The sequence below is a fragment of the Variovorax sp. LjRoot84 genome (genome assembly GCF_964254305.1).
GTDB lineage: Bacteria > Pseudomonadota > Gammaproteobacteria > Burkholderiales > Burkholderiaceae_C > Variovorax.
Genome location: NZ_CAXUTE020000001.1, coordinates 4690071 through 4710520, shown reverse-complemented (window position 1 = coordinate 4710520; position 20450 = coordinate 4690071). Strand labels below are relative to the sequence as shown.

The window sequence follows — 20450 nt, the reverse complement described above, 5'->3', positions numbered from 1 at the left end:
GGACGCCATGCCCAACGACATCGTGACCGTGGAGCCCGACAGCTCGCTCAAGACCTGGGGCTGGATCAGTTACATCCTGCATCTGGTGGTGGCCGTCGGCGCCGTGTTGCCCGGCGCGCAGGCTTCCATCGCGCTGCTCCTGATCGCGCTGGTGATCGATCTGGTCAAGCGCGAAGATGCCGCCGGCACCTGGCAGGCGACGCATTTCAGCTGGCGCATCCGCTCGGTGCTGTGGGCCGGCGTGTTGTACCTGCTGACCTCCTGGCTCTGGCTGCTGCTGCTCCTGCCGGGCTGGATCGCCTGGGCGCTGATTTCCCTCTGGTTCCTCTATCGCATCGTCAAGGGGATGGTGCGCATGAATGCCGGACGACCGATGGAGCCTGCGAATGTCCTCTGATCCGAACTGCATCTTCTGCAAGATCATCGAAGGCAAGATTCCCTCGCGAAAGATGTACGAGGACGACGATCTTTTCGGCTTCCACGACATCGCGCCCTGGGCGCCCGTGCATTTCATGCTGGTGCCCAAGCGCCACATCCCGTCGATGGCGCAGGTCACGCCGGACGACGCGGCGCTCCTGGGAAAAATCATGACGCTGGCGCCCAGGCTGGCCATCGAGCAGGGCTGCCGGCCCTATCCGCGGGGCGGCTTCCGCATCGTCGTCAACACCGGTGCCGAGGGTGGGCAGGAGGTCCACCATCTCCATGTCCACGTCATGGGTGGCCCCCGGCCCTGGCTCAAGGGTTGATATTCGCCATTGCCGCGGGTTGTGACATCTGCGCCGACTAAAATCAAACACATTCTTCAGGAGTAATCCATGGGTTCACTTTCCATCTGGCACTGGCTGATCGTGCTGCTCGTCGTCGTGATGATCTTCGGCACCAAGAAGCTCCGCAACATGGGCTCCGACCTCGGCGGCGCCGTCAAGGGCTTCAAGGACGGCATGAAGGACGGTTCGGCAACCGCCGAATCGCCCGCCGCCCCGAATCCGCAGGTGACCGGCAACACCACCGCCGCCGACAAGTCGACGATCGACGTCGAAGCGCGTCAAAAGTCTTGAGACGCATCCGTCCGTGATCGACCTCGGCATCTCGAAAATCGCGCTGATTGGCGCGGTGGCGCTGATCGTCATCGGCCCTGAGAAGCTGCCGCGCGTGGCACGCACCGTCGGCACCCTGCTGGGCAAGGCACAGCGCTATGTGAACGACGTCAAGGCCGAGGTCAACCGGTCGATGGACCTGGACGAACTGCGCAAGATGAAGGACACGGTGCAGGAAGCCGCCCGCGACGTCGAGCACAGCATCCAGACCGGCGCGAGCGAGTTCGAGAAGCAGTTCTCCGAAAGCGGCCAGACCCTGTCGGAACTGGCCGAGCCCACACCGTCCTACCCCGAGTACAAGCATCCCGGAAAGAACTGGCGCCTGAAGCAGGGCGCTACGCCGCAGTGGTACAAGGCGCGCAACGGCGTTCGCACCCGGGCGCTTTCGGGCGCAGCGCGCGTGGCTCGCTACCGTCCCCACAAAATCAACTAGCCGCAACGCCGATCCGGCCGCGCGCAGCGCATGCCGGACGCCCGCCCGCAGCGCCCCCACATGGCCGATTCCCCCGACAAGAACAAAGAAGACGAACTGGCCGGCACCGAGCAGCCTTTCGTTCAGCACCTGATGGAGCTGCGCGACCGCCTGCTCTATTGCGTCTACGGCCTCGCGGTGGCGGGCATCCTGCTGGCGATCTGGCCCGGCCCGAGCGGGCTGATCGACCTGATCGCGGTGCCGATCCGCTCCCACATGCCTCCCGATGCCAAGCTGATCGCGGTCGGCGTGTTCTCGCCTTTCTTCGTGCCGCTGAAGGCGCTGATGATGGCCGCCGTGCTGCTGACCCTGCCCTGGCTCATGTACCAGTGCTGGATGTTCGTGGCGCCCGGCCTCTACAGCCACGAGAAGAAGTTCGCGCTGCCGCTCATCATCTTTGGCAGCTTCCTGGCCTACGCGGGCATCGCCTTCGTGCAGTTTTTCGTGCTCGACAAGATGTTCGGCTTCATCCAGAAGTTCACGCCCGAAGCGGTGGCGGCGACGCCCGACATCGCGTCCTACGTCGAGGCGATCCTGTCGCTCTATCTCGCCTTCGGCGTCGCCTTCCAGGTGCCGATCGTCGTGATGCTGCTGGTGCGCTTCGAGATGGTCACGATCGAGAAGCTGAAGAGCTTCCGCGGCTATTTCATCGTGCTGGCCTTCGTCGTGGCGGCGGTGCTCACGCCGCCCGACGTGGTCTCGCAGCTCGCGCTGGCGATACCGATGTGCCTGCTCTACGAAGTCGGCATCGTGGCCGCGCGCTACTTCGTGAAGCACAGCAAGGCGCCCGAGGAAAACGAGAGCGCCGATTCCGCGCAGCCCTGAGCGGGCCGCGCGACAGCAGCAGCTCGCCGCCTACTCGGGCTCGCCCGGGGCGCGGCGGATCGGGCTCCGCGGCCGCGGGCCCGGCGTGACGTTGAGTTCCAACTTGTCCCTGCCGCGCTGAAGCGCAAATCGCGCCGCATTGCCGGGCTTGAGCCCCGCCACCGCGGTCAGCAGTTCCTGCACGTTGTCGATGCGCTGGTCGCCGACGCCGGTGATCACGTCGCCGGGGCGGATGCCGGCCTGGGCGGCCGGGCCGTTCTGCAGCACGCCCGTGATGATGACCCCCTTGTTCGCCTTGATGCCGAAGGTCTCCGCCAGTTCGGGCGAGAGGTTGTTGGGTTCCACGCCGATCCAGCCGCGCGTGACCTTGCCTTCCTTGACGATGTCTTCCAGCACCTGCTTGGCTGTCGAAACCGGAATCGCGAAGCCGATGCCCAGGCTGCCGCCGGAGCGCGAGTAGATCGCGGTGTTGATCCCTTCGAGGTTGCCGTTGACGTCGACCAGCGCACCGCCCGAATTGCCGGGATTGATGGCCGCATCGGTCTGGATGAAGTTCTCGAAGGTGTTGATGCCGAGCTGGTTGCGCCCCAGCGCCGAGACGATGCCGCTGGTGACGGTCTGGCCGACGCCGAAGGGATTGCCGATGGCGAGCACCTGGTCGCCGACCTGCAGGTTGTCGGAGTTGCCCAGCACGACCACCGGCAGCTTGTCGAGCTCGATCTTGAGCACGGCGAGGTCGGTGTCGGGGTCGGTGCCGATCACCTTGCCGCGCGCGTGACGGCTGTCGTTGAGCGTGACGTCGATTTCGTCCGCCCCCTCCACCACATGGTTGTTGGTGAGGATGTAGCCGTCCGTGCTGACGATGACGCCGCTGCCCAGGCCGACCTGGGGCTGGTCGACGCCCTGGTCGCCGAAGAAGAAGCGGAACCACGGGTCGTCGCTGCGCGGACTGCGCCGCGCCGCCTTGCTGGTGTTGATGCTGACCACCGCCGGCGAGGCCTTCTTGGCGGCGGCGCTCAGGCTCCCGGGCGCGATCGCCGTCGGATTGGCGGCTGGCGCCTCGATCACCGAGACCACGCCGCCGAGCGAGGTGGTGCGCTGGCCGACCCATTCGGGCTTGAGCGTCGCGACGACGAAATAGGCCGCGAGCAGGACGGTCACGGTCTGGGCGAACAGCAGCCAGGTGCGTTTCATGAAAAACAAGAAAAGAAGGACGTTGAAGTGGGGGAAGCGCGGCTGGCGCCGAAGACTGCATTGTCCCTCAATGGATCTGCTGCCTCGTTCCGCAGACTCGCGCCTGAGTGAATCGGACTGTTTCCGTCTACATGGTGAAAACCCTGAGGCCTGCGGCCCTGACCGGGCTCTCCGGGCGCAGCTGTGCGAGACGGCCTGCGCCGCTCGGGTCCACAATGGCGCGATGAGTACGACCCGCCACGAGCTGCTGCATGCGTTCGATCTCCTGCTCGCGCCCGAGCGTTTCAAGGACTACGGCCCCAACGGCTTGCAGGTCGAAGGCCGCACCACGGTGCGCAAGATCGTCTCGGGCGTCACCGCGAGCCGCGCGCTGATCGAGGCCGCGATCCACGCCGAGGCCGATGCGATCTTCGTGCACCATGGCCTGTTCTGGCGCGGCCAGGACGGCCGCGTGACCGGCTGGATGAAGCAGCGGCTCAGCCTCCTGCTCGGGGACGACGTGAGCCTGTTCGCCTATCACCTGCCGCTCGATGCGCATCCGGAGCTCGGCAACAACGCGCAGCTCGGTCTCAAGCTGGGCCTGGTCGCGCACGCCGGTTCGACTGGGCGCTTCGGCGAGCAGGAGATCGGCTTCCTGGGCGCGCGCGACAACGGCGAGAGCTTCGCGAGCGCGAAGGCGCTGGCCGCCCACGTCGAGAAGGCGCTCGGCAAGCCGGTCGTCCTGCTCGACACGGCGCATCGCCCGATCCGCAACATCGCCTGGTGCACGGGCGGCGCGCAGGGCTATTTCGAGGCGGCCATCGCGGCCGGCGCCGATGCCTTCATCACCGGCGAGATCTCGGAGCCGCAGGCGCACTACGCGAGAGAAATGGGCGTCGCCTTCCTCGCCTGCGGCCACCATGCCACCGAGCGCTACGGCGCACCCGCGGTGGCGGCGCACGTGGCCGCGCAGCTGGGCCTGGCGCACCAGTTCATCGACATCGACAACCCGGCGTGAAGCGCGACACCGCCCCGATCGCGATCACGCTCGGCGATCCCGCGGGCATCGGGCCCGAGATCATCGTCAAGTCTTTTCGCGATGCGCCCGGCATCACGCAGGGCTGCTTCGTCGCGGGCGACGTGGACACCGTGCGCCGCGCAGCGCAGGCGCTCGCAGCGCCGGGCAGCCCGGCGCTGCCCGTGGCGCTGATCGATGCGCCGGCAGACCTGGCCGCGATGCCGCCGCGCTGCATCCCCGTGCTGCAGGCTGCGAGCCCGCCGCCGTCGCCCATCGCGCTCGGCGAGATCAGCGCCGCCGCCGGCCGCATCGCCGGCGACTGCGTGCTGTGGGCGGCGCGCGCCGCGCTGCGCGGCGAACTCGCGGCCATCGTCACCGCGCCGCTGCACAAGGAGGCGCTGGCAGCGGCCGGCTTCGCCTTTCCCGGCCACACCGAACTGCTGCAGGCCGAAGCCGCGGCCCATCTGGGCCGGTCGCCGGCCGAGCTGCCGGTGCGCATGATGCTGGCCAACGACGAGCTGCGCACCGTGCTCGTGAGCATCCACATGTCGCTGCGCGATGCGATCGAGGCGGTGACGGTCGACAGCGTGCTGCAGACGCTGCGCATCGCGCACCGCGCACTGGCGGCGGTGCTGGGGCGCGCGCCGAAGATCGGCGTCGCGGGGCTCAACCCGCATGCGGGGGAGGGCGGCCTGTTCGGCTCGGAAGAGCGTGAGATCATCGCGCCGGCCATCGCGGCCGCGCGCGCCGAAGGCATCGATGCCGACGGGCCCCATGCGCCAGACACCGTCTTCATGCGCGCCCGCGCAAAGCGCCAAGGGGCGGGCGAGTTCGACGTGGTGATCGCGATGTACCACGACCAGGGCCTGATCCCGGTCAAGTATCTGGGCGTGGAGAAGGGGGTGAACGTGACGCTGGGCCTGCCGCTGGTGCGCACCAGTCCCGATCACGGCACGGCGTTCGACATCGCGGGCCAGGGCATGGCCGATGCCTCCAGCCTGATCGAGGCGATCCGGATGGCGCGCGCGCTGGCCTTCAGGAGCGCTTGAGGCTGTCGCGGATCTCGCGCAGGAGCGCGATGTCCTCCGGCGGTGCGGCTTCAGCGGGTGCTGCTTCTTGCGTTTTGCGCAGCTTGTTGATCTGCTTGACCATCATGAAGATGATGAAGGCCAGGATCACGAAGTTGACCGCGATGGTGATGAAGTTGCCGTAGGCCAGCACCGGCACGCCGGCCTTCTTCAGATCTGCCAGGTTGTTGGCCACGCCGGCCGGCGCGGTGCCCAGCACGATGTAGAGGTTCGAGAAGTCGAGCTTGCCGAACACGATGCCGACCAGCGGCATGATGACGTCTGCGACCAGCGAGTCGACGATCTTGCCGAAGGCCGCGCCGATGATCACGCCGACCGCGAGGTCGATCACGTTGCCCTTGACCGCGAACTCGCGAAATTCCTTCAGAACGCTCATGTCGCTTACCTCGCGTCATTGTTGTTGGACCGCGGCAGTATAGAGGCCGCGTTGCCCTGCATGCGGGGCCTGCGCTCGCGTTGAATTCGCTTGTGACGCTCCGCTACAATCGCCGGTTGACTCCAAGCCCCCAGCGAAGAAGATTTGAGGACCCCCATGAGTGACATCTCCGTCGGCCAACAACGGATCGACAGCAGCAAGCGGACGTGGTTGATCGCATCCGGCTGTGCCGGCGCAGTGGGAAGCGTGGCAACCGCCATCCCGTTCGTGAGCACTTTCCAGCCCTCGGAGAAAGCCAAGGCAGCCGGTGCGCCGGTCGAGGTCGATATCGGTGGCTTGCAGCCCGGCGAAAAGATGACCGTCGAATGGCGTGGCAAGCCGGTGTGGATCCTCAAGCGCACGCCGGCCCAGGTCGCCGACTTGCCCAAGCTCGACAGCCAGCTCGCCGATCCGCAGTCCAAGCGCAACCCCGACGAGTTCACCCCCGAATACGCGCGCAACGAAGGCCGCTCGATCAAGCCCGAGGTGCTGGTGGTCGTCGGCATCTGCACCCATCTCGGCTGCTCGCCCATCGACAAGCTCCAGTCCGGCCCCCAGCCCTCGCTGCCCGACAACTGGGAAGGCGGCTTCCTCTGCCCCTGCCACGGTTCGACCTTCGACCTGGCCGGCCGCGTCTTCAAGAACAAGCCCGCGCCCGACAACCTCCCGGTACCGCCGCACATGTACATCTCCGACACGCGCCTGCTGATCGGCGAAGACAAGAAGGCCTGAGGGGAACAAGAACATGGCTGAATTCAAGGAAATCTCGCCCAACGCCCCCACCGGCGAGAAGCTGCTCAACTGGGTCGACAACCGCTTCCCGCTGACCCAGCTCTGGAACGAGCAGTGGGGCAAGTACTACGCCCCGAAGAACTTCAACATCTGGTACATCTTCGGCTCGCTCGCGATGCTGGTCCTCGTGATCCAGATCGTGACCGGCATCTTCCTGACGATGCACTACAAGCCCGACGCAGCGCAGGCCTTCGCGTCGGTCGAGTACATCATGCGCGACGTGCCCTGGGGCTGGCTGATCCGCTACATGCACTCGACGGGCGCCTCGGCCTTCTTCATCGTGGTGTACCTGCACATGTTCCGCGGCCTCATCTACGGCAGCTACCGCAAGCCGCGCGAGCTGATCTGGATCTTCGGCTGCGCGATCTTCCTGTGCCTGATGGCCGAAGCCTTCATGGGCTACCTGCTGCCCTGGGGCCAGATGAGCTACTGGGGCGCGCAGGTGATCGTGAACCTGTTCGCGGCGATCCCCTTCGTCGGCCCTGACCTCGCGCTCCTGATCCGCGGCGACTACGTGGTGAGCGACGCCACCCTCAACCGCTTCTTCAGCTTCCACGTGATCGCGGTGCCGCTGGTGCTGCTGGGCCTGGTGGTCGCCCACCTGATCGCGCTGCACGAAGTGGGTTCGAACAACCCCGACGGCATCGAGATCAAGGCCAAGCTCGACGCCGACGGCCATCCGCTGGACGGCATTCCGTCGCATCCGTACTACACGGTGCACGACATCTTCGGCGTGGTGGTGTTCCTCACGATCTTCTCGGCCGTGATCTTCTTCGCGCCCGAAGCCGGCGGCTACTTCCTCGAGTACAACAACTTCATCCCGGCCGATTCGCTGAAGACGCCGAACCACATCGCACCGGTCTGGTACTTCACGCCCTACTATTCGATGCTGCGCGCGATCACCAGCGAGATGATGTATGTGCTGATCGCCTGCGTCGTGGCCGGCGCCGTCTTCGGCGTCTGGAAAGCGCGTGTCATCGCCTTGATCAAGGGCGCGATCGTGATCGCGGCGGTCATCGTCGCGGCGATGATGCTGCAGATCGACGCCAAGTTCTGGGGCGTTCTCGTGATGGGCGGCGCCGTCATCATCCTGTTCTTCCTGCCCTGGCTGGACAACAGCCCGGTCAAGTCGATCCGCTACCGTCCGGGCTGGCACTGGTTTGTGTACGGCGTGTTCGTCGTCAACTTCGTGATCCTCGCCTACCTCGGCGTGCAGCCGCCGTCGCCGATCGGCGAGCGCGTGTCGCAGGTCGGAACGCTCTTCTATTTCGGTTTCTTCCTCCTGATGCCGTGGTGGAGCCGCCTCGGCGAATTCAAGCCGGTCCCCGAGCGCGTGACCTTCAGCGCGCACTGACCGGGAGCACACAAGAATGAAGAAACTGATCCTCACGTTGATTGCAGCGCTCGGCTTCGTGGCCGGCGCACATGCCGCCGAGGGCGGCATCGCCTGGGACAAGGCACCGAACAAGACCAACGACCTGGCCGCGCTGCAGAACGGCGCCAAGCTGTTCGTCAACTACTGCCTCAACTGCCATTCGGCGGCGTTCATGCGCTACAACCGGCTGCAGGACATCGGCATCACCGAGCAGCAGATCAAGGACAACCTCCTGTTCACGACCGACAAGGTCGGCGAGACGATGAAGGCCAACCTCGATCCGCGCCAGGCCAAGGAATGGTTCGGCGGCATTCCGCCCGACCTCACGCTGGTCGCCCGTTCGCGCGCCGGCCACGGCGGCACGGGGGCCGACTACCTCTACACCTACCTGCGCACCTTCTACCGCGACGACACCAAGGCGACCGGCTGGAACAATCTCGTGTTCCCGAGCGTCGGCATGCCGCACGTGATGTGGGAGCTGCAGGGTGACCGCCGGCCGGTGTTCGACAAGATCGAATCGCACGGCCACGCCGCCGAGGTATTCAAGGGCTGGGAGCAGGTCGCGCCCGGGACGATGACGCCGCTGCAGTACGACCAGGCGATCGGCGACCTCGTGAGCTACCTTCAATGGATGGCCGAACCCGCGCAGAACACGCGCATCCGCGTCGGCGTCTGGGTGCTGCTGTTTCTCGTCATGGCGTTGGTCTTCGTATGGCGCTTGAACGCCTCGTACTGGAAAGACGTGAAGTAACGAAGCTGAGAACGCGGTCCGGCTTCGCCGGGCGCGCGTCCTTGTGGAGTGGGTTGCCGCCCGGCATGCCCACTCTTTTTAATTTTTAGGAGTCTTTCGCCATGATGGTTTTGTATTCAGGAACGACCTGCCCCTTTTCCCATCGCTGCCGCTTCGTGCTGTTCGAAAAGGGCATGGATTTCGAGATCCGCGACGTCGATCTCTACAACAAGCCCGAAGACATCAGCGTGATGAACCCGTACGGCCAGGTGCCGATCCTGGTCGAGCGCGACCTGATCCTGTACGAGTCGAACATCATCAACGAGTACATCGACGAGCGCTTCCCGCATCCGCAATTGATGCCCGGCGACCCGGTCGACCGCGCGCGCGTGCGCCTGTTCCTGCTCAATTTCGAGAAGGAACTGTTCGTGCACGTCTCCACGCTGGAAAACCGCACCGCCAAGGGCAACGAGAAGGCGATCGAGAAGGCGCGCTCGCACATCCGCGACCGGCTCACGCAGCTCGCGCCCGTGTTTCTCAAGAACAAATACATGCTTGGCGACAATTTCTCGATGCTCGACGTCGCGATCGCGCCGCTGCTCTGGCGCCTGGACTACTATGGCATCGACCTCAGCAAGAACGCCGCGCCGCTCCTGAAGTACGCTGAACGCATCTTCTCGCGCCCGGCCTACATCGAAGCGCTGACGCCGTCCGAAAAGGTGATGCGCAAGTAGTACCTGCAGCTTCGTTTCTCATGATCAACGCGCTCGAGTCTTCTTCCACCCGCCCTTACCTGATACGGGCCCTGTACGAGTGGTGCACCGACAACGGTTTCACCCCCTACGTGGCGGTGCAGGTCGACGACACCGTGCAGGTGCCGCGCGAGTACGTGAAGAACGGCGAGATTGTGCTGAACATCAGCTTCGATGCGACCAGTTCACTCAAGCTGGGCAACGACTTCATCGAGTTCAAGGCCCGCTTCGCCGGCACCGCGCGCGAGATCAGCGTGCCGGTGGGCCGCGTGATCGCGATCTATGCGCGCGAGAACGGGCAGGGCATGGCTTTTCCGGCGCCCGCACCCGCCGCAGTGCCGGCCATCGAGGACCACAGCACGGCCACGACGTCGCCCGCGGCGCGCACGCCCTTGCGAGACGCGTCCCGCGGCACCGAAGGCGATGCGAGCAAGGTCGTCCATCTGGTCAGCGGCGAGGCTTCCGCGGATGACGCGGCGGCAACGACGACGGCGGGCGCCACGCCTTCGGACCCCGAAGACCCGCCGAGGCCCCCGACCAACGGCGGCGCCCGGCCCTCGCTCAAGCGCATCAAGTAGCGGGCCGAGCGGCAGGCGCCGCACCGCTAAAATCCATCCGTACCCCCACGCCGCTTTAGCTCAGTTGGTAGAGCAACCGCCTTGTAAGCGGTAGGTCGTCAGTTCGATTCCGACAAGCGGCACCACCAGACAGTCCGGAGGTGCTGCGCTGCGCGCCGTGCCCGGAGATGCAAAGTCATTGCTGCTTCAGGCAGCGCCCGCAGGACGCTGGTGTCCTTGCACGAGCAAGGCATCGAGCAGCAGCATCATCAGCAGCGAAGCGCCGACCAGCGGAAACACGACGCCGCCCACGGCCAGCAATGCCACGACGGCGCGCAACGCGCGGCGGTCGGTGGGCATCGGAGGTACGCCCAGGCCACCGGCCGGCCGGCGCTTCCACCACATCAAGCCGGCGCTCACGCACAGCAGCACGATCGCCAGGCAGACCACCACCAGCACGACCTTGTTGGGCACGCCGAACTCCCGGCCCATGTGGACGTTGATGCCCCACTCCAGCCAGCGGCCCAGCGGCCCGTAGTCGGCATAGCGCATGTCGATGAGCCGCCGGCCGCTGTACTGGTCGAGGTGGATGACGCGCTGCTGCGACAGATCGTCGGGATAGACCGAAGCCGTGTAGACGCCGGTGGGCCCGCGCGGCGGGCTGATGGTGTAGCCGCGGGCGATGCCCAGCCCTTCGACGATCGCGATGGCAGCGTCGAGGCCGATGGCCTGGGGCGAAGCCGCCGCCGCGGCCGGCTGCGGCGGCGCGCCATGCCCTGCGTGATCCTCATGTCCGTCCGGTGCGGACCGAGGCAGGCGGGCCTGCTCGAGCGACCAGGCGGTGGGCGCTTGGTCGCCGAGCCGCTGCGTGGACATCGGCACCTGCACGCGCACGCCGGCGGGATAGCCGAAGTTGTGCCCGTTGGCCCACTGGTTGACCTTTGCGCCCCACAGCACCGACCAGGGCATGCCGGTGAAGGCCAGAAAGGCCAGCGCGCCGCCGACCACCAGGCCCGTCACGGCATGCAGGTCGCGCCAGAACACGCGTTGGCGCGGCCGGCCGCGCACCGAGAGCACCCCGCCGCTGCGCCCGCGCGGCCACCAGAGATAGATGCCGGTGAGCACCAGCAGGATGGCCCAGCCGCCCGCGATCTCGATCGCCCCGCGCGCCACCGGCCCGAAGTACTTCAGGCTGTGGAGTCGGCGGATGGTCCAGGCCACCGTCCCGCGATCGGGCAAGGCGCCCAGCACCGCGGCGCAATAAGGGTCGACGAACACCGCGAGCTGTTCGCCCTGGGCGGTCGCGATGCCGACTTCCGCCGAGTCGGTCGCTGCGCTTGCGGGCGTGTACTTGAGCAGCCGCCCGGGATGTGCCGCCAAGGCTGCGGCGACCACCTCCCCATGGGGCCGCATGGACCCCCTGGCGACCGGCACGGTCTTCAGCTCGCGATGAAAGAAGCCATCGATCTCTGCCTTGAAGACATACAAGCCGCCTGTGATGGCCAGCCAGATCAGAAAGGGCAGCACCAGCAGGCCGGCATAGAAGTGCCAGCGCCATACGGCGCGATAGAGGCCGTCGGCAGCACCGGCGCGCGCGGGTGCCTCATGGGTCATTGAATTCATGGAAGGGCTCTTCGGCGCCGTGGAGCGCCGATGCATGGCAAGCAAGGAAGTCCGGGCGCCAGCGCCCGTCCTGCGGGGCGCGATGCGCTACCGGTTCGAAGGCAGGCTCAGAGCGCTGGAGGCCCGCGCGCGGGCAGCGGCGCGGCGGTGGCCGCGGCGATGCGTGCGGCCGGAATGGGCTGGACCGCATGGGCCAGCGGGAGAGGACTCGGCAGCGCTACCGCTGCTGCGGGTGGCGGCGCGCCGGTCAACACGCACAGCGGGCAGTCCATGTGGCTCATGCCCAGCTCCTGCGCGCCGTCGTCGGTGTGCACGACCATCTTGACGGCGCCGGCGCCGGCACTGGAACAGACCAGCTCCACCGCCTGCGGATTCACGATCGGCGAGGCGACCGCCACGCCCAGCGACAGCGCGAACCACAGCAGCACGAAGCGGCCGAGCTTGAGCAGGCGGATCCGGGGTACGCAGGACATGGGAGGCGCGATTATCCGTTGGAGCACGGCGTCGACGACACGCGCGAGTGGCGGCCGCTGACGCTCTTGCCTTCAGCGGCGCGCGAGCACCTTGATGCGAAGCGTCACGTCGTCCCAGCCTCTGGATTTCAGCCGCGTCTGAAGCAAAGGCACCAGCTGGCGCAGTTTGGCCGCGGCGGCGCTGCCCTGCACCAGCAGGCACCAGGTGCCGCCTTCGACGGGACCGGCCTGCACGGCGGGGCGCAGCTCGGGCGGAATCAGTTCCTGCACCGCCTGCAATCGCTCGCTCGCGTCGCGCGCGCGCGCGGCGAGGCTGGCCAGGGTGGGCGAATCCTGTGCGGCCTGCTGCAAACTGACGGGATTGAAACGGCGGTTCATCGGGGAAGACGGGGGAGCCTCAGAGTGGCAACGCGGCTAAAATGCCCGGTTTGCCGGCGTTCGCGCCGGCGGGGTCCGTTTGCCTTGGCGTGTTGATTTTGCGCCAGGCGCGCCCACCTGCTTTCACCTATCTTAGGAATTTCGGTCGCGGTGCCCGCATGCGTTGGGGTTCCTGTCGACCCTGCTCGCATGGCCACCAACTTCCTGACCCAGATTTTCGGCAGTCGCAACGACCGGCTCCTCAAGCAGTATCGCAAGACGGTCGAACGCATCAATGCGCTCGAACCCGACTTCGAGAAGCTCAGCGACGATGCGCTGCGTGCCAAGACCCAGGAGTTCAAGGACCGGCTGGGGCGCGGCGAGACGCTGGACGACCTGCTGCCCGAGGCTTTTGCGACGGTGCGCGAAGGCTCCAAGCGCGTCATGAAGATGCGCCACTTCGACGTGCAGCTGCTCGGCGGCATGGCGCTTCACAACGGCAAGATCTCCGAAATGCGCACCGGCGAGGGCAAGACGCTCACCGCGACGTTGCCGGTGTACCTGAATGCGCTGACCGGCAAGGGCGTGCACGTGGTGACGGTGAACGACTACCTCGCCAACCGCGACGCCCGCTGGATGGGCCGCCTCTACAACTTCCTCGGGCTCTCGGTCGGCATCAACCTGCCGCAGATGCCGCGCGAGGAGAAGCAGCAGGCCTACGGCAGCGACATCACCTACGGCACCAACAACGAGTACGGCTTCGACTACCTGCGCGACAACATGGTCTACGAGACGCAGGACCGGGTGCAGCGCGGGCTGAACTACGCCATCGTCGACGAGGTGGACTCGATCCTGATCGACGAGGCGCGCACGCCGCTCATCATCAGCGGCCAGGCCGAGGACCATACCGAGCTGTACCTCGCGATCAACAAGGTCGTGCCGCTCTTGACCAAGCAAGAGGGCGAGGCCGATCCGCGCACCGGCGAGGGCGTCACGAAGCCGGGCGACTTCACGGTCGACGAGAAGACGCACCAGGTGTTCATGACCGAAGACGGCCACGAGAAGGCGGAGCAAATCCTCTCCGAATTCAAGCTGCTGCCCGAGGGCGCTTCGCTCTACGATCCGGCCAACATCACGCTGATGCATCACCTCAATGCCGCGCTGCGTGCGCGGCATCTCTACCACCGCGACCAGCACTACGTGGTGCAGCAGGGCGAAGTGGTGATCGTCGACGAGTTCACAGGCCGCCTGATGACCGGCCGGCGCTGGAGCGACGGCCTGCACCAGGCCGTCGAAGCCAAGGAAGGCGTGGAGATCCAGGCCGAAAACCAGACGCTCGCCTCGATCACCTTCCAGAACTATTTCCGCCTCTACGCCAAGCTGGCGGGCATGACGGGCACGGCCGACACCGAGGCCTACGAGTTCCAGGAGATCTACGGTCTGGAGACCACGATCATTCCGCCCAACCGCCCGAGCCGGCGCGAAGACCAGCTGGACCGCGTCTACAAGACCACGCGCGAGAAGTACGACGCGGCCATCGAGGACATCCGCGAGTGCTACGAGCGCGGCCAGCCGGTGCTGGTCGGTACCTCGTCGATCGAGAACTCCGAAATCATCGACGGCCTGCTCGCCAAGGTCGACCTGCCGCACCAGGTGCTCAACGCCAAGCAGCATGCGCGCGAGGCCGAGATCGTCGCGCAGGCGGGCCGGACCAAGATGATCACGATCGCGACCAACATGGCGGGTCGCGGTACCGACATCGTGCTCGGCGGCAACGTCGAGAAGGCGATCGAGGCGGTGGAGGCCGACGAGGCGCTCGATCCTTCGGCCAAGGCGGCCGAAATTGCACGCCTGCGCACCGAGTGGGACAAGGACCACGAGTTCGTGAAGTCGGTCGGTGGCCTGCGCATCATCGCCACCGAGCGGCACGAGTCGCGGCGCATCGACAACCAGCTGCGCGGCCGCTCGGGCCGGCAGGGCGACACGGGCTCTTCGCGCTTCTACCTGAGCCTGGACGATCCGCTGATGCGCATCTTCGCGGGCGACCGCGTCAAGGCGATCATGGACCGCCTCAAGATGCCGGACGGCGAAGCCATCGAAGCCGGCATCGTCACGCGCAGCATCGAGAGCGCGCAGCGCAAGGTCGAGGCGCGCAATTTCGACATCCGCAAGCAGCTGCTGGAGTACGACGACGTCTCCAACGACCAGCGCAAGGTGATCTACCAGCAGCGCAACGACATCCTCGACGCCGGCGATCTCACGGCGCAGATCGAGGCGCTGCGCGAAGGCTGCTTCACCGACCTGGTTCGCCAGTACGTGCCGGCCGAATCGGTCGAAGAGCAATGGGACCTCGCCGGCCTCGAGAAGGTGCTGGCGGCCGAGTGGGGCATCGACATCCCGCTGCAGAAGGACGTGGAGGCTTCGAGTGCCATAGGCGATGAGGACATCGTCGAGAAGGTGGTCGCCGCGGCCAACGAAGCCTTCAACGCCAAGGTGGCGCTGATCGGGCAGGAGAACTTCACCCAGTTCGAGCGCATGGTGCTGCTGCAGAGCATCGACACCCATTGGCGCGAGCACCTGGCTTCGCTGGATTACCTGCGCCAGGGCATCCACCTGCGCGGCTACGCGCAGAAGCAGCCCAAGCAGGAATACAAGCGCGAGGCCTTCGAGCTCTTCGGCCAGTTGCTCGACTCGGTGAAGAACGAGGTCACGCGCCAGCTCATGACGGTGCGCGTGCAGACCGGCGAGCAGTTCGAGGAAGCGGCGGAGGCGCTGGGAAGCCGCGGCGAGAACCTGTCCAACATCACCTACACCGCGCCGACCGAGACCGGCGAGGTCGAAGTGCGGGTCGACGAAGAAAGCCTGCGCCGCCAGGCCACCTCGGGCCTGAGCGTTGGCGCCGCCGCCTTTGCGCGCGTCGGCCGCAACGACCCCTGCCCCTGCGGCAGCGGCAAGAAGTTCAAGCATTGCCACGGCAAACTCAATTGATGCACAGCAGGAATTCGCCATGCCAGTGAATCTCTCCGCTCCCGATCCCGCCGAGCTGCATGCGGTACCCGGCATCCGCATCGGCGTGGCCGAGGCGGGCGTGCGCAAGGCCAACCGCAAGGACCTGACGGTCGTGCTGATCGACGAAGGCGCCGCCGTCGGCGGCGTGTTCACGCAGAACCGCTTCTGTGCTGCACCCGTGCAGGTGTGCCGCGAGCACCTGGCCCGGGACTTCGGCATTCGCGCCATGCTGATCAACACCGGCAATGCGAATGCCGGTACCGGCGAGGACGGCCTGGCGCGCACGCGCGCGACCTGCATCGCGCTGGCGCGCAAGCTGAACCTCGCGCCCGAGCAGATCCTGCCCTTTTCCACCGGCGTGATCATGGAGCCGCTGCCGATCGACCGCATTGAGGCCGGGCTGCCGGCCGCGCTGGCCGACGCGGCGCCCGCCAACTGGGCGCGCGCGGCCGAAGGCATCATGACCACCGACACCGTGCCCAAGGCCTTCAGCCGGCAGCTGCAGATCGGCGGCGTCACGGTCACCGTCACCGGCATCAGCAAGGGCGCCGGCATGATCCGGCCGAACATGGCGACCATGCTCGGCTTCATGGCGACCGACGCGAAGATCGATCCGTCGCTGATCCAGCCGCTGGCCAAGGCCCTGGCCGAGGCCTCGTTCAACCGGGTGACCATCGACGGCGACACCTCGACCAACGATTCCTTCGTGGTGATTGCCACGCAGAAAGCCGAGCACGGCACCATCACCTCACTCGATTCCGTGGAAGGCCGCGCCTTGCTGGACGCGATGCAGGCGGTCGCGCGCCAGCTGGCCCAGGCCATCGTGCGCGACGGCGAGGGCGCGACCAAGTTCATCACCATCCGCGTCGAAGGCGGGCGCGACGCCGCCGAGTGCCGCCAGGTGGCTTATGCGGTCGCGCATTCGCCGCTGGTCAAGACCGCGTTCTACGCGAGCGACCCCAACCTCGGGCGCATCCTCGCGGCAGTCGGCTACGCGGGCATCGCCGACCTCGACCAGACCGGCATCGACCTCCATCTCGACGACGTGCACGTCGCCGTCAAGGGCGGGCGCAATCCGAGCTACCGCGAAGAAGACGGCCAGCGCGTGATGAAGCAGAGCGAGATCATGGTGCGCATCGGCCTCGGCCGCGGCGAGGCCGCAGATACGGTGTGGACCTGCGACCTGAGCCACGACTACGTTTCCATCAACGCCGACTACAGATCTTGACCTCCCCCCAGGCTTCGCGCACTTCGTGTCGCTTCGCCAACCCTCTCAGCGGGGGGCGACACCAGCGGCCCGGCAAGGCCGGTTCCGCGGTGTCCCCCGAACAGACAAGCTTCATAGCTAATCGATATGAACGAGAAGTTTGAAAGGCTGATCGAGCGTGCCGAACAGCTGATCGGCCGCATCGAGTCGATCCTTCCCCAGCCGCTGGCGGCGCCCGCCGACTGGAACGCCTCGATCGCCTGGCGCTACCGCCGTCGCAGTTCGGGGCACGGCACGCTAGAGCCGGTGCGCCATGTGGCGGGCATGTCGCTGGACGCATTGAAGGAAATCGACCTCCAGAAGGAAAAGATCGAGCGCAACACGCGCCAGTTCGTCGAGGGCAAGCCGGCCAACAACGTGCTCTTGACCGGGGCCCGTGGCACCGGCAAGTCCTCGCTGATCCGTGCCTGCCTGCAGGCCTATGCGCCGCAGGGCTTGCGCCTCATCGAGGTCGACAAGGCGGAGCTGACCGACCTGCCGGACATCGTCGAGGTGGTTTCACAGCGGCCCGAGAAGTTCATCGTGTTCAGCGACGACCTGAGTTTCGACGAGGGCGAGCCGGGTTACAAGGCGCTCAAGTCGATCCTCGACGGGTCGATCGCCGCGGCGACACCCAATGTGCTGATCTACGCGACCAGCAACCGGCGCCATCTGCTGCCCGAGTACATGAAGGACAACCTGAGCTACACCCACACCGAGGACGGCGAGGTGCATCCCGGCGAGGTGATCGAGGAGAAGACTTCGCTGTCGGAGCGCTTCGGCCTCTGGGTCAGCTTCTATCCCTTCAGCCAGAACGAATACCTGACGATCGTCGCGCAATGGCTCTCGTCCTTCGGCGTCGATGCGAAGGCGATCGAGGCGGCGCGCCCCGCGGCGCTGGTGTGGGCGCTCGAGCGCGGTTCGCGCAGCGGCCGCGTGGCCTACCAGTTCGCGCGCGACTACGCGGGCCGCAGCTGAACCCGGCCATGACGGACACGCGCAAACACACCGAGGTGGCGGTCGGCATCCTGATCCGCGAAGACGACGCCCTGCTTCTTTCGACGCGGCCCGAGGGCAAGCCTTACGCGGGCTATTGGGAGTTTCCGGGCGGCAAGATCGAGACCGGCGAGACGGTGGAGGAAGCGCTGCGGCGCGAACTGCACGAGGAGCTCGGCATCACGATCGCCGGCGCCGAAGTCTGGAAGACCACCGAACACGACTACCCGCATGCGCTGGTGCGCCTGCACTGGTGCAAGGTCCGGGCGTGGCGGGGCGAGTTCGAAATGCGCGAAGGCCAGTCCATGCGCTGGCAGCAGCTGCCGCTCGATGTGACGCCGGTGCTGCCGGGCGCGCTGCCGGTGCTCGGATGGCTGGCCGAAGAGCGCGGCCTGCCGGACGGTCACTGAAGCTTCGGGTCGCCGAAAGGCTCGTCGTCGGGCGGCGCCTCGGCCGGCATCCTGAATTCTTCGCTCGCCCAGGCGCCGAGGTCGATGCCCTTGCAGCGCGCGCTGCAGAAGGGCCGGTACGGGTTGCTGGGCGCGTAGACGCTGTCTTTCCCGCACGCCGGACACCGGACGATGCGCTCGCCGGCTGCATTGACCTGGGTCATCATGCGCAGAGGGTCAGCTCGAACGGCGTGTCGTCCGCGCTCTGGTGCAGGCGATCGGCCTCCTGCCGCATCAGCCGCACCGACACCATGAGCCGATTGCCGCTGATCTCGGGAATGAGTCCGAGTTTCGGGTCGATGCGCAGGCGCAGCAGCTGGAAGCTGCGGCCCTGGGGCAGGTTCTGCTGGAACTGGCCGCCCGCGGCCATGACCTTGTAAGGCACATCGGCGTCGCGCAACAGCTTCAGCAGCAGGTAGATCGATTCGGCCAGCGGCGCGAGCGTGGAGGACCAGCGTTCCAGGTCGGCGCGCCGATCGGAGGCCCTGCCGTTCTGCCAGGCGTAGTAGGCCGGCAGGTCGAATTCGCAGGTGCCGCCGGGAATGCCCGCGCGGCTGCGGATGCTCATCAGCCACTCGTTCTCGGTCAATGCCTGGCCGGCTTTGCCAGGCACCGTGTTGAGGGTCGTGAAATTGCTTTCGAGCTTGCCGACGACCTGGTCGAGCACGGCTTCAGAGATGGCCGGATTGCCGCGATAGCTGTTGAAGACATTCTTGTGCTTGTCGAGATCCCGCATCACGTCGGCCTTGAGGTCGGCGCGCGCCGCCACGTCCATGATCTCGAAGATCGTGACGAGGGCGTAGTGGTGGGAGAGCGCCGAATCGGCAGGCACCAATTCGCCGAGACGGCGAAACAGGTGCTCCAGCCGCAGGTAGGTCCGGATGCGCTCGTTGAAGGGGTACTCGTACAGAATCACGCGTCGGCTTCCAGTCGCACGATGATAGCCGGAAGACTCGCTGCCGCGCCGCAGCGGATGGGAACTGGCATCCGTCCTACGGCGCGTTGTGTCGACCGGGAGAGAGGAACTCGCGCACCTCCCTCAGCATCAGGTCGCCGACCCACAGCTGACCGTGCATCGACAGGTGCGTGTCGTTGGGGAAATACAGATCGCGCACGGTCGTGCGGGCCTCCCTCGCCGCGGTGAACAAGTCGGGGCCGAGTTTGGTCTTGTTGAGCGCGGCCACGAAACTGGCCGAGTGCTTCGGTTCCACGTAGGTCGTCGTCTTGTCGGGCAACACCATCCATAGGATCGGCAACGACGGGTGCGCCTGGTTGATCGCTTCCATCTGCCTGACCGTCCGCTCGGACAATTCGGCCGCCTTGGTGTCATCGGGAAAAAACAGTGCCTTGTCGCAGAGCCTGTGGCTGAAATAGGTGCAGCCGTCGGGCACGGTGCGCACCCGCGCGCGCTCGCCGAACTGGACGTCGGGCGATGCGATTGCGCGCTGCGTGTTGCGATAGGTGTTCAGGCCGGTGGTCAGCTTGGCGTTGGTGTTGAGTTCGAAGCCCGGAACCTGGGTGAGGGGCGGCACGAAGGGCTCCTTCTTGACCGACAGGGGCTTCTTCGACATCGCGCCGCAGGTCTCGCTGTCGTCGAGGCGCTCGGCAAGCAGGCGCTCGATGCTCTCGATCACGATCAGCTTGCCGCGGAAACCGGTGCCCTCGACCCATTGGCTGAAATTCTTGCAGATGAAGGGAAGTTGTCCCCAGTAGATCGTCGTGACGCGGTAGCCGGCCTTCACGAGCACGCTCTGCCATGTGAGGGTCATCGAGAAGCTGTCGCCGATGACGAGGATGTCGGCCTGGTCCATCGGGACGCCGCGCATGGACTCGAGCGGAAGAGGAGGTGGCGGTTTGCGCCACCCGAATTCGTGATCGGATACCCGCCCGATGCGCGACAGGTCGCCGTAGGGAACCGGTGTGAACAGGGTGACCAGCAGCAGGGCCACGATCACCGCAAAGCCCGCGAAAAAGATCCGCAGCCAGAGTTTCGCTGGGGTCAT

At 66.3% G+C, this 20450-nt stretch carries 24 protein-coding genes and 1 tRNA gene; 17 read left to right on the top strand and 8 right to left on the bottom strand.

The window, feature by feature from the left end; all coding sequences use genetic code 11:
* The first annotated feature begins 7 nt into the window (after nucleotides 1–7).
* The 5 genes from ACSQ9I_RS23425 (at nucleotide 8) to tatC (ending at nucleotide 2394) form a co-directional block, all read left to right on the top strand.
* Complete coding sequence (locus tag ACSQ9I_RS23425) at nucleotides 8–397, top strand: DUF4870 family protein (protein ID WP_436314635.1); 390 nt, start codon at nucleotides 8–10, stop codon at nucleotides 395–397.
* Nucleotides 387–746, top strand: a complete 360-nt coding sequence (locus tag ACSQ9I_RS23420) for a histidine triad nucleotide-binding protein (RefSeq protein ID WP_093105668.1) — start codon at nucleotides 387–389, stop codon at nucleotides 744–746. Before ACSQ9I_RS23425 ends, ACSQ9I_RS23420 begins: the two co-directional genes overlap by 11 nt.
* 69 nt (nucleotides 747–815) lie before the next feature.
* Nucleotides 816–1058 carry a Sec-independent protein translocase subunit TatA gene (tatA, locus tag ACSQ9I_RS23415; protein WP_436305176.1) on the top strand — a complete coding sequence of 81 codons (243 nt, stop codon included), beginning with the start codon at nucleotides 816–818 and terminating at the stop codon, nucleotides 1056–1058.
* Nucleotides 1059–1071: 13 nt separating this feature from the next.
* The gene (gene tatB / locus ACSQ9I_RS23410; RefSeq protein WP_093105673.1) at nucleotides 1072–1530 is read left to right on the top strand and encodes a Sec-independent protein translocase protein TatB; all 459 of its coding nucleotides are present in this window, start codon (nucleotides 1072–1074) and stop codon (nucleotides 1528–1530) included.
* A 60-nt stretch (nucleotides 1531–1590) separates the two neighbouring features.
* Nucleotides 1591–2394 carry a twin-arginine translocase subunit TatC gene (gene tatC / locus ACSQ9I_RS23405; protein WP_436314634.1) on the top strand — a complete coding sequence of 268 codons (804 nt, stop codon included), beginning with the start codon at nucleotides 1591–1593 and terminating at the stop codon, nucleotides 2392–2394.
* A 30-nt stretch (nucleotides 2395–2424) separates the two neighbouring features.
* On the opposite strand, the gene ACSQ9I_RS23400 is transcribed toward tatC, so the two are convergent.
* Entirely contained in the window at nucleotides 2425–3588 is a 1164-nt protein-coding gene (locus ACSQ9I_RS23400) for a S1C family serine protease (protein WP_436314633.1), read from the bottom strand.
* Nucleotides 3589–3811: 223 nt separating this feature from the next.
* On the opposite strand from ACSQ9I_RS23400, the gene ACSQ9I_RS23395 reads away from it, so the two are divergent.
* Both ACSQ9I_RS23395 and pdxA read left to right on the top strand, forming a co-directional pair.
* A complete protein-coding gene (locus ACSQ9I_RS23395; RefSeq protein WP_436293304.1) occupies nucleotides 3812–4585 on the top strand; it encodes a Nif3-like dinuclear metal center hexameric protein in 774 nt (257 codons plus the stop codon).
* Complete coding sequence (gene pdxA / locus ACSQ9I_RS23390) at nucleotides 4582–5634, top strand: 4-hydroxythreonine-4-phosphate dehydrogenase PdxA (protein ID WP_436305175.1); 1053 nt, start codon at nucleotides 4582–4584, stop codon at nucleotides 5632–5634. Before ACSQ9I_RS23395 ends, pdxA begins: the two co-directional genes overlap by 4 nt.
* Here the strand turns inward: pdxA and mscL are convergent.
* Complete coding sequence (gene mscL / locus ACSQ9I_RS23385) at nucleotides 5621–6049, bottom strand: large conductance mechanosensitive channel protein MscL (RefSeq protein WP_436314632.1); 429 nt, start codon at nucleotides 6047–6049, stop codon at nucleotides 5621–5623. The two genes, pdxA and mscL, sit on opposite strands and share 14 nt — an antisense overlap.
* Nucleotides 6050–6205: 156 nt before the next feature.
* Here mscL and petA point away from each other — a divergent pair, with 156 nt between their 5' ends.
* The 6 genes from petA to ACSQ9I_RS23355 all read left to right on the top strand — a co-directional run bounded on the left by petA (nucleotide 6206) and on the right by ACSQ9I_RS23355 (nucleotide 10440).
* Entirely contained in the window at nucleotides 6206–6820 is a 615-nt protein-coding gene (gene petA / locus ACSQ9I_RS23380; RefSeq protein ID WP_436314631.1) for a ubiquinol-cytochrome c reductase iron-sulfur subunit, read from the top strand.
* Between the two features lie 13 nt (nucleotides 6821–6833).
* Nucleotides 6834–8234 (top strand): cytochrome b, encoded by a 1401-nt coding sequence (locus ACSQ9I_RS23375; protein WP_436314630.1) that lies wholly within the window; start codon nucleotides 6834–6836, stop codon nucleotides 8232–8234.
* A gap of 16 nt (nucleotides 8235–8250) precedes the next feature.
* Nucleotides 8251–9006, top strand: a complete 756-nt coding sequence (locus ACSQ9I_RS23370; RefSeq protein WP_093105689.1) for a cytochrome c1 — start codon at nucleotides 8251–8253, stop codon at nucleotides 9004–9006.
* Between the two features lie 101 nt (nucleotides 9007–9107).
* Nucleotides 9108–9719: a glutathione S-transferase N-terminal domain-containing protein gene (locus ACSQ9I_RS23365; protein WP_093105691.1), complete on the top strand. Its 612-nt coding sequence runs from the start codon at nucleotides 9108–9110 to the stop codon at nucleotides 9717–9719.
* Nucleotides 9720–9739: 20 nt separating this feature from the next.
* Entirely contained in the window at nucleotides 9740–10315 is a 576-nt protein-coding gene (locus ACSQ9I_RS23360; RefSeq protein WP_436314629.1) for a ClpXP protease specificity-enhancing factor, read from the top strand.
* 49 nt (nucleotides 10316–10364) lie between these two features.
* A tRNA-Thr gene (locus tag ACSQ9I_RS23355) sits at nucleotides 10365–10440 on the top strand.
* Between the two features lie 61 nt (nucleotides 10441–10501).
* Here ACSQ9I_RS23355 and ACSQ9I_RS23350 read toward each other — a convergent pair.
* The 3 genes from ACSQ9I_RS23350 to ACSQ9I_RS23340 all read right to left on the bottom strand — a co-directional run bounded on the left by ACSQ9I_RS23350 (nucleotide 10502) and on the right by ACSQ9I_RS23340 (nucleotide 12768).
* Nucleotides 10502–11917 carry a PepSY-associated TM helix domain-containing protein gene (locus tag ACSQ9I_RS23350; RefSeq protein ID WP_436314628.1) on the bottom strand — a complete coding sequence of 472 codons (1416 nt, stop codon included), beginning with the start codon at nucleotides 11915–11917 and terminating at the stop codon, nucleotides 10502–10504.
* A gap of 107 nt (nucleotides 11918–12024) precedes the next feature.
* Nucleotides 12025–12390 carry a DUF2946 family protein gene (locus ACSQ9I_RS23345; protein WP_436314627.1) on the bottom strand — a complete coding sequence of 122 codons (366 nt, stop codon included), beginning with the start codon at nucleotides 12388–12390 and terminating at the stop codon, nucleotides 12025–12027.
* 72 nt (nucleotides 12391–12462) lie between these two features.
* Complete coding sequence (locus ACSQ9I_RS23340) at nucleotides 12463–12768, bottom strand: DciA family protein (protein WP_436305166.1); 306 nt, start codon at nucleotides 12766–12768, stop codon at nucleotides 12463–12465.
* A gap of 189 nt (nucleotides 12769–12957) precedes the next feature.
* On the opposite strand from ACSQ9I_RS23340, the gene secA reads away from it, so the two are divergent.
* The 4 genes from secA (at nucleotide 12958) to mutT (ending at nucleotide 18408) form a co-directional block, all read left to right on the top strand.
* A complete protein-coding gene (secA, locus tag ACSQ9I_RS23335; protein ID WP_436314626.1) occupies nucleotides 12958–15735 on the top strand; it encodes a preprotein translocase subunit SecA in 2778 nt (925 codons plus the stop codon).
* A gap of 19 nt (nucleotides 15736–15754) precedes the next feature.
* Complete coding sequence (gene argJ / locus ACSQ9I_RS23330) at nucleotides 15755–16984, top strand: bifunctional glutamate N-acetyltransferase/amino-acid acetyltransferase ArgJ (RefSeq protein WP_436314625.1); 1230 nt, start codon at nucleotides 15755–15757, stop codon at nucleotides 16982–16984.
* Between the two features lie 126 nt (nucleotides 16985–17110).
* Nucleotides 17111–17980 carry an ATP-binding protein gene (locus ACSQ9I_RS23325; protein WP_093105716.1) on the top strand — a complete coding sequence of 290 codons (870 nt, stop codon included), beginning with the start codon at nucleotides 17111–17113 and terminating at the stop codon, nucleotides 17978–17980.
* 8 nt (nucleotides 17981–17988) lie between these two features.
* A complete protein-coding gene (gene mutT / locus ACSQ9I_RS23320) occupies nucleotides 17989–18408 on the top strand; it encodes an 8-oxo-dGTP diphosphatase MutT (protein WP_093105718.1) in 420 nt (139 codons plus the stop codon).
* Here mutT and ACSQ9I_RS23315 read toward each other — a convergent pair.
* The 3 genes from ACSQ9I_RS23315 to ACSQ9I_RS23305 form a co-directional block, all read right to left on the bottom strand.
* Nucleotides 18402–18611, bottom strand: coding sequence for a DNA gyrase inhibitor YacG (locus ACSQ9I_RS23315; RefSeq protein ID WP_436315811.1), 210 nt, complete (start codon nucleotides 18609–18611; stop codon nucleotides 18402–18404). The genes mutT and ACSQ9I_RS23315 overlap by 7 nt on opposite strands.
* On the bottom strand, nucleotides 18611–19363 hold the full coding sequence (gene zapD, locus ACSQ9I_RS23310) for a cell division protein ZapD (protein WP_436305161.1): 753 nt from the start codon (nucleotides 19361–19363) through the stop codon (nucleotides 18611–18613). Before zapD ends, ACSQ9I_RS23315 begins: the two co-directional genes overlap by 1 nt.
* Nucleotides 19364–19439: 76 nt before the next feature.
* A complete protein-coding gene (locus ACSQ9I_RS23305; protein ID WP_436314624.1) occupies nucleotides 19440–20450 on the bottom strand; it encodes a hypothetical protein in 1011 nt (336 codons plus the stop codon).